At 44.2% G+C, this 14,771-nt stretch carries 14 protein-coding genes and 1 pseudogene; all 15 read right to left on the bottom strand.

The annotated features are described in order from the left end of the window. The 15 genes and pseudogenes from J0A68_RS18525 to J0A68_RS18460 all read right to left on the bottom strand — a co-directional run bounded on the left by J0A68_RS18525 (position 1) and on the right by J0A68_RS18460 (position 14,758). Complete coding sequence (locus J0A68_RS18525; protein ID WP_206579730.1) at positions 1 to 1,080, bottom strand: glycosyltransferase family 4 protein; 1,080 nt, start codon at positions 1,078 to 1,080, stop codon at positions 1 to 3. Between the two features lie 145 nt (positions 1,081 to 1,225). Then, positions 1,226 to 2,329 (bottom strand): glycosyltransferase, encoded by a 1,104-nt coding sequence (locus J0A68_RS18520; RefSeq protein ID WP_206579729.1) that lies wholly within the window; start codon positions 2,327 to 2,329, stop codon positions 1,226 to 1,228. A gap of 575 nt (positions 2,330 to 2,904) precedes the next feature. Then, a complete protein-coding gene (locus tag J0A68_RS18515; protein ID WP_236025664.1) occupies positions 2,905 to 3,462 on the bottom strand; it encodes a transposase in 558 nt (185 codons plus the stop codon). A 1,153-nt stretch (positions 3,463 to 4,615) separates the two neighbouring features. Further along, complete coding sequence (locus tag J0A68_RS18510) at positions 4,616 to 5,503, bottom strand: glycosyltransferase (protein ID WP_206579728.1); 888 nt, start codon at positions 5,501 to 5,503, stop codon at positions 4,616 to 4,618. Further along, positions 5,496 to 5,744: a hypothetical protein gene (locus J0A68_RS22885; protein WP_236025663.1), complete on the bottom strand. Its 249-nt coding sequence runs from the start codon at positions 5,742 to 5,744 to the stop codon at positions 5,496 to 5,498. Before J0A68_RS22885 ends, J0A68_RS18510 begins: the two co-directional genes overlap by 8 nt. 258 nt (positions 5,745 to 6,002) lie before the next feature. Then, a pseudogene (locus J0A68_RS23180) lies at positions 6,003 to 6,359 on the bottom strand (glycosyltransferase family 2 protein); the annotation flags it as partial. Then, complete coding sequence (locus J0A68_RS18500) at positions 6,350 to 7,489, bottom strand: glycosyltransferase family 4 protein (protein ID WP_206579726.1); 1,140 nt, start codon at positions 7,487 to 7,489, stop codon at positions 6,350 to 6,352. The pseudogene J0A68_RS23180 and the gene J0A68_RS18500, both read right to left, overlap by 10 nt. A 17-nt stretch (positions 7,490 to 7,506) precedes the next feature. After that, entirely contained in the window at positions 7,507 to 8,628 is a 1,122-nt protein-coding gene (locus tag J0A68_RS18495; protein WP_206579725.1) for a glycosyltransferase family 2 protein, read from the bottom strand. Continuing rightward, positions 8,625 to 9,548: a glycosyltransferase family 10 domain-containing protein gene (locus J0A68_RS18490; protein WP_206579724.1), complete on the bottom strand. Its 924-nt coding sequence runs from the start codon at positions 9,546 to 9,548 to the stop codon at positions 8,625 to 8,627. Before J0A68_RS18490 ends, J0A68_RS18495 begins: the two co-directional genes overlap by 4 nt. Then, on the bottom strand, positions 9,539 to 10,273 hold the full coding sequence (locus J0A68_RS18485) for an FkbM family methyltransferase (protein ID WP_206579723.1): 735 nt from the start codon (positions 10,271 to 10,273) through the stop codon (positions 9,539 to 9,541). Before J0A68_RS18485 ends, J0A68_RS18490 begins: the two co-directional genes overlap by 10 nt. Positions 10,274 to 10,293: 20 nt before the next feature. Beyond that, entirely contained in the window at positions 10,294 to 10,983 is a 690-nt protein-coding gene (locus tag J0A68_RS18480; RefSeq protein ID WP_206579722.1) for a class I SAM-dependent methyltransferase, read from the bottom strand. Beyond that, positions 10,983 to 11,921 carry a glycosyltransferase gene (locus tag J0A68_RS18475; RefSeq protein ID WP_206579721.1) on the bottom strand — a complete coding sequence of 313 codons (939 nt, stop codon included), beginning with the start codon at positions 11,919 to 11,921 and terminating at the stop codon, positions 10,983 to 10,985. The genes J0A68_RS18480 and J0A68_RS18475 overlap by 1 nt, the downstream gene beginning before the upstream one ends. Then, the gene (locus J0A68_RS18470) at positions 11,875 to 13,326 is read right to left on the bottom strand and encodes a hypothetical protein (protein WP_206579720.1); all 1,452 of its coding nucleotides are present in this window, start codon (positions 13,324 to 13,326) and stop codon (positions 11,875 to 11,877) included. The genes J0A68_RS18475 and J0A68_RS18470 overlap by 47 nt, the downstream gene beginning before the upstream one ends. Further along, a complete protein-coding gene (locus tag J0A68_RS18465) occupies positions 13,326 to 14,051 on the bottom strand; it encodes a glycosyltransferase family 32 protein (RefSeq protein WP_206579719.1) in 726 nt (241 codons plus the stop codon). Before J0A68_RS18465 ends, J0A68_RS18470 begins: the two co-directional genes overlap by 1 nt. Continuing rightward, positions 14,048 to 14,758 carry an FkbM family methyltransferase gene (locus tag J0A68_RS18460; RefSeq protein ID WP_206579718.1) on the bottom strand — a complete coding sequence of 237 codons (711 nt, stop codon included), beginning with the start codon at positions 14,756 to 14,758 and terminating at the stop codon, positions 14,048 to 14,050. The genes J0A68_RS18465 and J0A68_RS18460 overlap by 4 nt, the downstream gene beginning before the upstream one ends. Positions 14,759 to 14,771 lie beyond the last annotated feature (13 nt).

The following is a 14,771-nucleotide window of genomic DNA, read 5'->3' as shown; positions in this document are numbered from 1 at the left end:
CTATCCCTTGAGCAACCTAAAGAAGAACTTCTCAAACCCATCGCACACTTTATCCAAACTATAGTTTTCTCGGACTAGATTCGATGCGTTTTCCAATACCGGAGCGATGGTGATTTTATCCATAGACAGTATTTGTACCAATTCCTCCGCAAAAAGAGTGGCTTCCCCTCTTGGTACCAGAGATCCAGTCTGTCCAGGCCTAATAACCTCAGAAACCCCTCCCACATCATACGCCACCACCGGAACCCTTGCCGCCATTGCTTCCAAGATCACTCCCGGAAGCCCCTCTATCTGGCTAGGCAAGACCAGCGCATGGGCAAACGGCAGAATATTTCCTACATCCGCTCTGGCTCCCAAGGCAATGACTCCATCGGGAAGGGATTGCAAAATCTGCGAAAAAAGAGGCCCCGAACCGCAAAGCAACAACTTGATCTTAGGCATCCGCGACTTTACTTTCTCAAAGATTTGGAAAAGGCCAGCATGGTTCTTTTCGGGTACGAAGCTCCCAATATGGATCAGAAACGGTGTATCCTGCAACAGCAGCCTTAGGTCATTCGGCAAGGCAGGCTCGACCAATGCCTGTGGCACCCCAATTGGCAAGTGGACGATGGGCTTCCTCCATTGAAAAACACTTACAAAATCCCTCATGCAGTGCTCCGAGACAGAGGCTACCCCGTCCACCTGGCCTAGCAACAGCGAGTTGAAACGGCGCTTTGCTCCTGAGTCCAAAAATCCGGAAATGAGGTTAGCATTGCGAAAGACCAATTTGCCTCCCCACCGAAAAAAAACACGAGAACAAGCTGCATATTTCAGAGTGTCTCCGGCATTGGCCTGTACAATATCCGGTTCAAATTCCCGGATAATTTCGGCTAGTTTTTTCCAAGCCCTCCAGTCAAGAAGCCGCACACTTGGATCAGCATGAAGTTGGATAAGACCTTGATCCCCCAAGTCTGCCTCTCCAGGAAACAAAGCCACCAATCTCACTTGGTGCCCCCTACTTTCCAATCTACTTGCTAGCTGGAAGGCAAAAATCTCCGCTCCTCGGAGCTGGGGCTTTTGAATAAGTTGGAGAATTTTCATACTGGGGGGTGAAAAAGGAAAATGGACGATATTCTGACCAAATCCCTAGGTTTCGAAAACGATTTTCGCTGAGACAAAAACGTTTGAAACTACTTGTTTTCCGATGCAGAGGGACTTCACAGGCTCACACTCTGCCACGATCTACTCAAGAGTCCAACAGCCGCAGATAGACCTCCTCATATTGACGTACGACCTGGCCGATCTCGAAGTGCTCGGCAGCATAGTCAAATGCACGATGGGTCCGCAAGTCCCAATCCTCCAGGGTCAGAGCCCTTTCTATTTGTCGGGCCAAATCGCGCCAATCCCCTACCCTGTGAAATAAACACATGGACTCATCCACGCACTCCTTGTTTTCCGGAATGTCCGAGCAGACAATAGGAATTCTGGCTAGCATCGCTTCGATCAAAGCACCAGGAAGGCCTTCGTAGTGGGATGGAAACACAAAAAGTCTACCCTCATGCAAAAAGTCATTCACATTTGCCACCGTTCCCCTAAAATCAACCCGCGTCGCTAAGCCCAATCTTTCCGTCAATCGTTCCAAACGCTTGCGATCCGGCCCATCCCCGAGTATCACCAGTCTTAAGCCTGGCTTTTCCATTGCCAATTGCCCAAATGCCTGGATCAACTCATAATAGCCTTTGGAGGCTATCAACCTTCCAACGGAAAGGAGATATTGCCCAGGTCTTTCAAGATACTCGGCAGGCTTTTGAATAGCCCTACCTCTGGGTATCACAGTGATTTTTTGATCTTCGATTCCCAGGATTCTTTTGTATGCTTCTTTGATTACAAATGAGTTGGAAATGAAATGATTAATTCTACCTGAGGTATGGCGATCCCAGTGTCTGAGCATTTTTACTTTAATCCGGGTGGTAAGGGGAAGCTGCCTCAGGCGCCGACTGGAATACATGTTTGAGACCAAGCCCGTAACCCTGGGAGTTCGAACATCCAGGTACCGTAGCGTCATGTCTGCATGAAACAGGCAGGAATGTATCACCGCCGGATTTAGCCCCAGTAGAGTGTCGCGTATCAGCTTGGCATGTTTTGGAAATCTATAAGATCGCTCTAAATGCAATGGAATTACCTTGACACCTTCATTTTCAAAGGATTGCCTCAATTCCAGAGAATCCGACAGAACACAGACTATCGGAACAAACCTTGAAAGCCGCTTGGTGATTTCCAACAGGCTCTTCTCAGCTCCTCCGGCTTGCAAGCCGTCTATAAGGTAAACAATGACAGGTTTGCTTGACAACAAATCGTTTTTTGACTATAAGTTAACAACAGCTCTTCAACCGAAAATCCACGACCAGTACCCCGATGAACAGGCTAATACAGGCATTTTTTCCTTTGGCATTGTGAAGCTGACAGAAATTACTCTTCACTTCCTTACGACAAAACGCCTCTGTCGGCAAACTGGTCCGCAAGCATCTAATGGAAAAGCCCTCTGTCGGTAAGGGCCTAAAGAATAAGCGTGTTCCGGTCGGTGGGGACACCGACCAGGGTGGACACCATCCGGAGCTATTACTTTCTCCGTGGCCTGTGTCCCCAAAGGCCACTGTCTGTAATGACCGAAGTTAGTGCCAACCCAGGCCAACTTTTCCACTTTTAAAGGCCTCCCGCCGATGTTGTTCGCTTCGGTGTTGAAGGCATAGCGGAAACTTTTCAATTCGCGTTCTTTTCCGCGGGGCTGTTGGCCTGGATGTAGACTAAGGGAGGTGTTCCGGTCGGTGGGGACACCGACCAGGGAGGACACCATCCGGGGTTAAAACTTCCTCCGTGGCCTGTGTCCCCACAGGCCACTCTATCCTGCCTAGCAGTTAGTTCAGCTTAAAACCTTTCCCGATAGTCCGTCAGAAAACTATAGTCTTTTCTCCCAGTTTCATAAAAGCCCGCGGAAGACCATACGTAGTCCTCAGGTCTCACAGCCAAATTCCAATGGGCCTGCAGTGGGTTGCAATGGATGTAATCCAATTTCTGCTCCATTTTGGAGAGGGTATCCATCTCTACCGCCAGAGGATCGCGCCGCCAAATCCGAATTTTCCTATCGGGCTCATCTACACGGAACTTCTCGGCCACTTCGGGCTGGGAAGTCTTCAGGGAACTCGAAATGATATGGCTGGTGTATTTGTTGAAGCTTGCCTGAGGGGTCTCCTTTCCGTTCATTTCCTTCATTTCCCAGGCCAGATGAAGATGGTTTGGCATGATCACAAATCCGTACACAAGAATTGTCCCCCGGTTGACCAGCTCAGCAAGGCTAGAAATGATGAGTTTTTTATACTCTTCATTTACCAGTATATGCCTCCAATCCTTGATTGTGTCCGTCCAGAAATATACCCGATCAAAGGCCATATGTGAATTTCTGGATTCTCTAAAAATATCGCTCATCTGCTGGGTTAGCTAGAAATTGTGTGGTTGGGATTGGGTTCCGGTCGGTGGCTTCCTCCGTGGCCTGTGTCCCACAGGCCACTGTCTGTAATCACCCTACTTAGCAAGTGCCAACCCAAGCCAACTTTTCCACTTTTACAGGCCTCCCGCCGATGTTGTTCGCTTCGCTGATACACTCCCCTATGCAATCTAAGACCTTCTCTTCCAGGGGGACAGACTTAGCCCTAAAAGCCAAGTGTTCCGGTCGATGGGGACACCGACCAGGGTGGACACCAACCGGGGCTATCACTTTCTCCGTGGCCTGTGTCCCCACAGGCCACTGCCTGTAATCACCCTACTTAGCAAGTGCCAACCCAAGCCAACTTTTCCACTTTTAAAGGCCTCCCGCCGATGTTGTTCGCTTTGCTGATACACTCCCCTATGCAATCTAAGACCTTCTCTTCCATGGGGGCACATTTAGCCGTAAAAGCCAAGTGTTCCGGTCGGTGGGGACACCGACCAGGGTGGACACCAACCGGGGCTAAAACTTCCTCCGTGGCCTGTGTCCCCACAGGCCACTGTCTGTAATCACCCTACTTAGCAAGTGCCAACCCAGGCCAACTTTTCCACTTTTAAAGGCCTCCCGCCGATGTTGTTCGCTTCGGTGTTGAAGGCATAGCGGAAACTTTTCAATTCGCGATCTTTGCCGTGGGGCTCTTGGCCTGGATGTAGACTAAGGGAGGTGTTCCGGTCGGCGGCGGCCTAAAGAATAGGCGTGTTCCGGTCGGTGGCGACACCGACCAGGGTGGACACCATCCGGGGCTATCACTTTCTCCGTGGCCTGTGTCCCCACAGGCCACTGTCTGTAGTCACTCTACTTAGCAAGTGCCAACCCAGGCCAACTTTTCCACTTTTACAGGCCTCCTGCTGATGTTGTTCGCTTTGCTAATACACTCCCCTATGCAATCTAGCGGCTTCTCTTCCATGGGAGCAGACTTAGCCGTAAAAGCCAAGTGTTCCGGTCGGCGACCACCTAAAGAATAGGCGTGTTCCGGTCGGTGAGGACACCGACCAGAGTGGGAGTTAAGCGTGAAGGTGTTCCGGTCGGTGGGGACACCGACCGGGGTGGGTACCGTCCATGTCGTTTGGATAGAAAGACTGCCTAACGGATCTGTCAGCCCAGGGGAATGGTCTTTCCCTTTATCCCCTTGAAATAATGCCAAAAAGCCAAAACTATCATCCGCATATTTTCCCACCCATAGCCCAGACCATAGCGGTAGCCATAAAAAGCCTTTCCTGTCCATTTTAGGATTAGCTGCTTTTTCATGGAATTGAGCGTGAGCGTATCGGAAATAAAGAGGAGGTTCCTCAGGCTGTAGTACTCCCTGGATAGATTCTTTTTGGGCTGATAGACCGGACGCTCAAATTCCAATCTTCCTGCCTGTGCCCTCGCTTCCAAAAACAACGCGCAGTCCACTACCAAAGCAAAGCCCTTTCGGGAGGCTTTCAGACAAAAGTCGAGCTCCTCAAATCCAAAGAACAAATCCTTGTCTGGCAACACTCCTGCCTTCACCAGCTCCGCAGATACCAGCATGCACATGCCGCCCGCAATGGAATCCACCTCTACCCATTCCTTCTTTTCCAAAAGGCGGGTTTGGATACGCTTGATCACGCCCTTTTTACGGTCAAAGAAATGTCCTACAGCTCCCAAAACCCCGCAAAAGGGATTCACCTCGCGGATGGCGAGCAAGCGCTCAAAGCAATCGGCACGAAAGGGAGGATCATTGTCATCTCCCCAATAGATCCAGTCGGCTCTGTCATGTACACAAAGCTGTAGGCCCACGGCCGCAGCTCCTGCCGGGCCCGCATTGAATCCCATGCGATGATAGCGGATGCGGCGATCCTGCAGTGTCGCCACAGCATGGTCCGTCTCCAGATCCTCCGAATTGTCTATGATCCAGACAAAGTCAGGGGGAGTCGTCTGGGCAAAAATAGACTGGATGGTCTCCACCAGGATTTGGGGACGCTGGTAGGTGATGACGAAAGCTCCGAGCTTAGTCATGGGTGACTGTTTCGGAGTAGAGGTGTTTGGCCAGGAATGGCATACATGCCAGGGAAAAACGGGCCCAAGTGGCCATCTTGGTTGGCTTGAATTGGATGGACTTCCAGAGGTGGTACCTAGCTTGGCTAAAATTGCGGAAACGCATCTGGTTGACCCCGATGATCTGATGGTAGAGGTGCTTCACATGCCCGCTAAGGGTATCACGGTGTTTGTCCAAAATGATGGTCAAGGAATCGACCATATTTTGGAGGTTCTTGGAACCGCCTGTAGGAGATGGATAGTAGAGAAAGTTAGCCTTTGGGATAAAATTCCTTTCCACCCCCATTTTGTCAACTCTGATATACAGCTCGGTATTCTCTGAGTACGACAACCTTTCATCATACCCTCCTACGCGATTGTACACTTCTTTTTTTATCATCCATGCTCCAGGAATAACAATGCCGTTTCCTCTACCTCCAAAGCCAAAGTCCTTACAGTCCACAAACGACTCCGCCCCATTGGGCTCCACTCTTTTCATATTACAGCATACCAAGTCGGGGCATGTGCCTGTCGATTGGACAAAATCCCCTAGCCAACAATCCGTAAAATGATCATCGTCATCCAAAAAAATCAAGTATTCACCCTTCGAAGCTTGAGCCCCCATATTTCGAGCTGAGCTCACCCCCAGCTTCTTTCCCCTGAAAAGGTATTCCACGGGGTATCTACAATTGGCAAAATCAACTTGGGCGGGTTGGGCAGAATCATCCACGACTACCAATTCTACTCGCTCTTGATATACTTTCTCCAACTCCTCTACAAGTTGAAGGAGTTGCGCCCCCCTATTTATAGTTGGTACTATGATCGATATCAAACACATGCTTCCAACAAACTTTTAGACCAAGCTTCTATGGAGTATTTTGCAATCGCCCAATCTCTAAGGCTAGCTTGCAATGTCGAAAGTTCACTCGATTGCAAAAGTACTGATACCTGATTGGCAAAGTCCTCGGGAGAGTCATGACAGAATAAATATCCTTCAGGAACTTCCGAGGAAAAGCCCTTGCATCCAAACTCCGTGCTTACTACTGGCCTTCCATGAAATAGGGCCTCCACTACCTTCAAGTTGGTACCAGCCCCCTGGAAGACGGGGGCTACGACCACAGCGCTTTTCGCATAGAAAACATCGAGGCTTTCCACGTTGTAAAATACCTCGACACCGGAATCATCCAGCAGCTGGGCCAACTCCTGGTTTTGGGGCACTTCGCTTGAAACAACCGTTGTCACCATCCTCGGCAAGAGCAGCCGGAGGATGGGAAGCACCGAATCCAAAAACCAGGTAAGACCCTTGATATTTGGTTCATAGCTAAGTTTTCCAACATATAAAATCCGAAGTGCCGAGCAGGATGTAAATGAAACCTTCTTTTTCACCATGCTCTGAAAAGGAAGGTTCGGTAAAACCAATTGGCGTACACACAGTCCTTCTGGCTTGGTGACTACCGCCAAATTCAATCTGGACTGCAATTTCCGATATGTTCCGAGGTTAAGCCATTTTATCTGACAAAGGCGGACCTTCTCCCACATGGACGTCGCCCGCTTGATTCGTGAATTGTACAGCTCTTCGAAATCATCGTCCACATCTGCAACGATTCTAATTCCTTCAGGTACCAAGTGAACTGGCTTGATATATCTCGAGAAAACCAAGTGATACTCCTTGCCAAGCACCATAGCACGACAAGCTTGGACTAGATTGGCATCGTACCCAAAGACATAGCCCAATTTCTTTTTCCAATAATCAGTTCGCGACGTGGTCACCGGTAGATAGTGAAACTGTGTCGATTCGTACGGATTTTCGTTCTGAGCCACTTCGAAATCACGTCTATTACCAACTATCAAGTAATCTATCTGATATGCTTCGGCAAGGGCATCTAGCAATGCAAGCGTACGTTGCTTTTTCCCGTCTCTGGGAGGAAATGGGCCGGATTCGGATAGGAAAAGAATAGACTTGTTCATCATCACCTTCGTCTATGCTAAAGTGGAAAGATTCCCAGCCTATTGAGAGCTGCCCCCGTGTAGCGACCGAAAAGCAAATGGTTCCTTTTCTTCAGTTGGGCATCAAATGCCATTTTTGCCAACCGTTTAGATTTGGAAACCCCGTATCCGATATCCCCAAAAAACTGACAAACCAAGGGATAGGTCTCCCGTAGCAACGCCTCAATGTCCAGAAGGCCAAAAAAATATCCCCAACTCAAGTAGGAAGCCAAGCCTTTCCAGTCTTCGTCCCTTACTTCCCAAATCCATTTAGCCTGCTCACGGCAATACCATTTCGCAGCCTCTTCCACACGTCCTTGGTGGAGCATCACTCCCAATAAGACAATAAGATGTTTCCTTTGAATAGACGGATAGTCTAATGAGGTGGGCTTGTTATGAAGAGCGCTGTCGGGCAGACGGTCGTCTGCCTCACCCGCACGTCGACTGACCTCAGTGAGCGCCTCATACATCACGATAGGATTACGGCTCATGCTGTTCGCTACATAGCGATAGGCTACCAATACTTCGGGAATAGAGTGAATCGAGGCGCCCATCCTTCCCGCACGAATCCAAAAATCCCAGTCTTCGCAGCTCTTGAGTCGAGTATCAAAATCACCCAAACACATCGCAAAATCCCGTCGAATCAAGATAGAATGACATGGACCTAGATTAGAAGTCAATACACCCGGAAAAATTGCACCATTGGCGACAGGAACATGTGTGTGGTACTTGTTTCCAGCTGGAGCATCCCAGTAGGAATAGCCACAGCGATAGAGAAGCTTGTCGGGCTGTGCATGAAATGCGGCCACAAAAACTGCCAGACATTTTGGTTCCAGCCAATCATCTGCATCTAGAAACAAGACAAACTCACCCCGAACTCCCTCCAACCCACTGTTTCTGGCTCCTGAAAGTCCTAAATTAGGCTGCTCGATATATCGGAAACGGGCATCCCTAGCGATATAATCGGCTGCAACTGAGGATGTAATATCGGTACTGCCATCATTGACCACCAACGCTTCCCAGTAGGGATAAGTCTGTCGGGAGATGGAATCTAAGCAAGCTCGGAGGAAGTGACCTTGGTTGAAGCAGGGAATTATCAGGGAAATCGTGGGCACGCTCATCGAAAGGGTGTATCGATATACTTTGCAAAGAAATTCCTTCGCTTTCTCTCCAATATTCCAATAGATTGGCTAAGTCCAATTTTGGATGTCTTAATAGGTCCCGAAAATACACGTCCAAAAAAGGATTGGATTCTTTGTTCATCGAAAAACTCAGTTGGCTCGTTGCCAACGAAAACCGGCTGAGAAATGAACTCTTGATAAGCTAGTTGGTTTTCATTCAAGTATGCGATGCGTTCAATCAAAGCTTCGTCTGAATCAAAATCATGTCTACTCAGAATGCGAGATGGATTGAAGTCTAGGCCTATTTTCTCACTTCCCCAGTAAATCGGAATCGTATTTGTGAAAAAACATTCGTACACTTTTTCTGTGACGTACCCGGGATAGCTGGAGTTTTCAAATGCGATCATAAACTTGTAAGGACTCATGAACTCTAACTTATCCTTTACAACATAACCAAGGTTGTTTTTTATTTTCCCCCCAGACTCGACCAATTGATAGGTAGACAGTTTGTCAAAAAATTCGAGTCGTCTTTTTGATACACCATTGGAAACAACAAAACAACAAAATTTCGATTTGGGATGGGATTCAATGATCCTGTGATAATGGGGAAGCAGCAAATTCCTATAATTAAATTCTTTCCAATACACATATAAAGGAAGCCTTAGATAGTTGTCTCTGGATAAGAAATCAAAACCTACTGCATAATCACATAAAAAAAAGTTAGGTCGGATATTTTCACCAGTAACAAATATTCTGGTACAAGAATAATCAAGATGTTTATTCCCCCATACTGAATAGAACACAAAGTCAGGCGTTTCCGATATCTGAAGTTCAAAAAATCGAGAGAGAAGAACAAATATTCCATTCCGCTCCTGATCAAAACCCGAAAAAAAATCGACAAAACGAATTCTCACCGCCATAGATTCCTTATCCTTTTACGCATTCCCTTACCATGCAGATTCATTCTCCTTTGAAACAGAAAAAGCCCTAGACGCAAGAGCATAGCGAAAGATACTTGAGATCGGTGAACAAAAACCTCGTCGCAGGTCAATCTAGCCATCCAGACATAATTCTTCGATTCCAAAACCTCCCTGACCTTGTTATTACGGTAGTTGTTTTCTACTACAAATGCGGTGATGGTATAGCCTACAAAATCGAGCGTCTCCAAAATAGACAATTCATTGCCCTCTGTGTCAATACTCACAAAATCGACTTGGGCAAAATCACCTTTCAAAAAACCGGATAAAGTTCGCATTTGAACCTTTAATTCCCTTGTACATCCACCATTTGCTAAAGTTTCTTTCTTGATACGGGACAAGTGCAATGAGTGATATTCATCGCTTACCCCGCTTAACATTTCCGAGCCTCCGACCACTTGGGTAAAAAATACCTCATTATCCTTTTTTCCAATACAGACTTGGTGACATTCGCAACTCCTATTAGCAATTAATTTCTCAAAAGCTTCTGGATTTGGCTCAAAACAGATTCCTTTCCAATCTCTTACCCGCTCAAAAAATAAAGTATTGCTGATTGTAGTCCCGTCATAAGCACCAATGTCGACAAATACCCCCTTCCTCTTTCCATTAAAGACAATTTGGTCAAGAAAAAGATCTTGTTGATATTGGGAATGATATAGTCTAGACATCATTTAAATATAACTAAGGGTCATTTCTCTATCCTCATAACCAAGGATTTACCAAAACTGTGGCCATGGATTGGGTCTAATACCTTCGACATTGGAACCAATACCCGGTCCCAAAATTGAATTTGTTGAAGGCTAGGATAGGCTTGCTTTAAAACCCATTTATTTACTAGGCTCGAAACAAAGCCCAAGCTATCTAAATAAAAAAACTCGTAATTATTTAAGCTATTCGGCACAAGCGATTTAAGCATTGCTTTGGTATACCTCCTAAAGTGTCCGACACTGACATCGAATGGACTAAATAAATATTTAAAGGCAGGAACTAGGACAATAAGGTTTCCACCTTTACGAAGCGCTGTTAATGCTTTCTCTAATTCCTCTTTATCATTTGCTATATGCTCCAAAACATCAATATAGAGAATAGTGTCATATAGGTTTATTTCATCCGGCAGAAAACCGTTTTTTAAAATGAGCTGAGAATTAAATGACCAGGAATCACTCGATCTTTTCAGCTGTTTGAACAATCTCAAATCCGGCTCAAAACAAGTCCAATCCTTTACCTGAGAATTAAAGAGAAATGTAGTTGATCCGCCGATTCCTGCACCTACCTCGGCTACATGTCCCTTAATATATGGAGAAAGCTTGAAAGCAAAATAAGCCTTCCAGTTTATTGCATTTTCAAAAAGCTCGAGTTCATTTCCCGGATACTCCATCAGTCGATATAATTGACGTATGCTTTGACAGGCTGCACTGCCATCACGCTACGGTTTGACAAAAAGATGAAAAGTGTAAAAAACGCAATAATTAAGGCCTGAAACAACAAAATTGCAAAGGCTAGTACTGAATAGGTTGCCCATCCTGGAATTGCCGAATCTGTAAGGATTTTAATACTGACAACGATACTTATTCCTAAAAGTGCCGACAATATGATCGCAAGGGAAAAAATAATCATTCTAGTATTTACAACATCGGCAAAAACCGCAACTCCACTTAGCCCATGAATCACAAGGCTAGTCAAATTCATTTTGGAGTAGCCATGATATCTAACTCCTCTGCTCGTTGATAGTGTTGAATAGCCAATTTTGGATTTAAGGAAGGCCGCTGGATAATTATTCCAAAGATTTGGATCATGAACGAGCGCCTTTAATCTATCTCCTCTGATGACACTGAAATTTCCGAAACTAATCCTCTTTCCAGAGCAAATCCAAAATACAAACTTATAAAGCCAGTAAAAAAGCTTAAACAACATTCCTTCACTTCGCTTATTACGATGTGCAAAAACACTGGCTGATTGCTTTTTCGCTTGATTCCACAATTTGAATAGGTCCTCAGGACGATCCTCTCCATCCGCATCCATGACACCGATCCAGTCACCATCGTAATGGTCATAAGCATAACACAGACCAATCGCTATTGCTCGTTGATGTCCCAAGTTTTGCACCAATCGAATAATCTTAATATCTAGCCTATCCCAATCCAATTCGATTAATCCGTTTATTTGATCCGAAAAATCGTCAACAAGCACAACGCTGATTTTATCAACAGAAAAACGATCGGCAAGCTCGTTAATCTGATCTAAAAGTACCTGAGCACATTCCCAGTCGTTATGCTGGGGCACCACTAGTGTCAACCTGCTTTTTTCTAAAGACATATTTATTAGTAACAAAATAAAAGCCTAATATAATAGAAAGCACCAAAAACGGATAGGAAGGTAAAAGATACCGGTTTTCAACTACCCGAAGTACAATAGGGTGTATTAGGAACACATACCAAACTATACCTGTGAGTAGCATAAGTACGGGTTCTCTCTTCAAGAAAAACAATAGTATGACAGATGAAATATAACCGAAAACCAAAGTTCCAATATAGGCCAATGACTTTATGTAAATAAACTGATCTCTTAATGGAAAATCTACATTATAAAAGGGATTTCGTATCTTGGTGGTAAAAAAAAACTGATGAATAAGCGAAAGTCTAGAATCAAACCAGTAGAGTTTCGGATTTTCCCTTTTGATAGACATAGAATAGTCTTCAAATTTTCGGTAAATCGATTTTGAACGCAAGTCGAATTCCGATTCGATAATAAAGCCAGAGTCAAGCTTTAAAGCAAGCAACTCTTGTCGCAAGACCTCCAATGAGTCAATAGTAAATTCACTTGTAAATATTTCCTTGGGAAACACAATTTTATCTTGATCAGAATAAACAAGACTGTCATGTCCTACCCCAAAATATCGTATCTCCGCCCCGGGATCCCACCATTGGTAGTTGCCTCCCCAAGTTTGTATAAAACGAAAGGCTGGCTCAAAGAATACATTGCTTTGAGATGGCCCTAAAAACGACACTTGTAAAGGAACAAACTTTTTATGCCAATGACAATTAGCTAAAATCCACAGGGAGTCGAAAAACAGAAAGGGAGAGATAAAGATTGCAACGTTAAATCCAAATGCCCTCCAATTCAACTTGTTTATAAAAAAAAGTAAAAAAAATAGAAAACTTAGGGGAAAAAAGACTGGTCTCAAGAAAACCAACCATGAATACAATAACCCCGCTACTAGCATCCATCTCCAATTTCTCTTCACTAGGAAATAGATGCCTACAAAATAAACCAAAAGGATTAACACGGACGCTGTAAGACTTTCTGTCAAAACATATCCGTCGTACCAAGTTAGGTAGGTGGAAAACAAAGTGAGAATAAATGTGGATATAAAAACCCACATCTTATGTGATATCAAATAACTCAAATGTGCTAATATCACACAAGACAGTGCAGACATAGCAACTTGAAATATGACCAAAAGATTTAGACTTAATACTTTATTGAAAAATAAAGAAAAGAAAAAATAAACCAAGCTATATCCCGGCATCCTATGGGCAGAATAAAAAACGCCTGTTTCAAACAATTGATCTACTGGATTTAAATACCCATTTGAATCACCTGAAAGTTCCCCTATAAATCCAGAGAATTGAAAGATTTTAGATTGATTCAATATAAAAAACAGGGCCAATTTTATCCCTAAGGCCAAAATAAAATATAAAAATAGAATTCTTTTTTCCATCAAATATTTCTGGAATAGTTGATCAAAGAATGAGGCACATAAAAACGGGAAATATGATATTTAATAACATAAATCGACTTTTGAAATAATGATAATTTTTGATTTACCAACCATGAACCCGCCCATAAATGAACGGCCAAGGTTTCCTCCAAAACGAATCTATTCCAGTGGAAACTTCTCAATTTGAAAGGAAGTGGATAAAACACTGGATACCATAAAACTAATCCACCTTTCACATATCCTGGATTGCAATCATCTCCTGTATATTTTTTAAAAACCTCTGTCAAAATAGTCGGGATCGTTAGCTTATCAAATTCAAACTGGTACAAGCTTTTGTAGAAATCAAACACCAACTCCAGATATTCTCCGTTTTTTTCGGATCCGATAACGCCAGCACTTATATACTGAGAGTTTTCCATCCCTACAAAGTAACTATTTGTCAATAGAGTCAAATCGAATGGCTTAATAAAAAGCATATCTGTATCAAGAAACACACCCCCATGCTCTAACAGTTTTTGAATCCGTATGTAGTCACTCACAAAGGCCCACTTCTCACGTCTCACTGCTTCCCTTAAAAAGGGATCGGACAATTCACAATTTGACTCATTCCATTCAACGAAATCAAACCCTGGGAAAAACTTAATCCAAGAATTTCTACATTTATAAAAATAACTTGGCTTTTTGTTGGGCCCAAACCAGCAATAATGGACAGTCTTTGGTATCAATAGAAGAATATACTTAAATCCCTAGAATATGCAACCACGTCACCACCAAGCACCGAAATGTGATAGCCGTTATTCACCAAAGTCAATTTGCACTCCTCCAACTCGGACTGAGCTAGATTAACCCACTCAAATTTAATAAGTTGGGAAGTGAAAATTTCAAAATCAATCATTCTAATTATCTTCCCATCAAATCCTTCTGTATCAATTTGAAGATAATCAACATTGGTCAATGAGTAATCTTCAATTATTTTATCAAAGGTCAAGCCCTTGACTTCTTCTACTTCAATGTCCATTTCTGAAATCTCATCAAATTTTAACAGGTTCTGTTTTGATAAAGATCCCAATCCTTTCCCCCAATCTGGAAGCTTGCCTAAGCCCTGCTCATTTAATTGATATAGAGAGAAGTAACTATTTGAATGGGTTATGGCTACGTTCAAAAATTCAACATTTTTAAACTTTACCAGATTCTGTCTGAGTATGGAGAAATACTTTTTGGATGGTTCAATAACTAATCCCGACACAAAATCCGGATTCAGGTTCTGAAACAAATCGTCAAAACTAAAGCCATCATTTGCGCCGATTATAATCAATTTACTTGCGCTTGATAAAAGGCGTCTTCTGGTTTGAAAAAAATCGATTCTTAGTCGATTTCTAAGGAATGGACTAGAATAAACCTGCCATTTCAAATGTCCTGGCAACTTATTCAAAACCGCGAGAATA

The sequence above is a fragment of the Algoriphagus oliviformis genome (assembly GCF_017254915.1).
GTDB lineage: Bacteria > Bacteroidota > Bacteroidia > Cytophagales > Cyclobacteriaceae > Algoriphagus > Algoriphagus oliviformis.
This window is presented reverse-complemented; position numbering and strand designations above follow the sequence as displayed.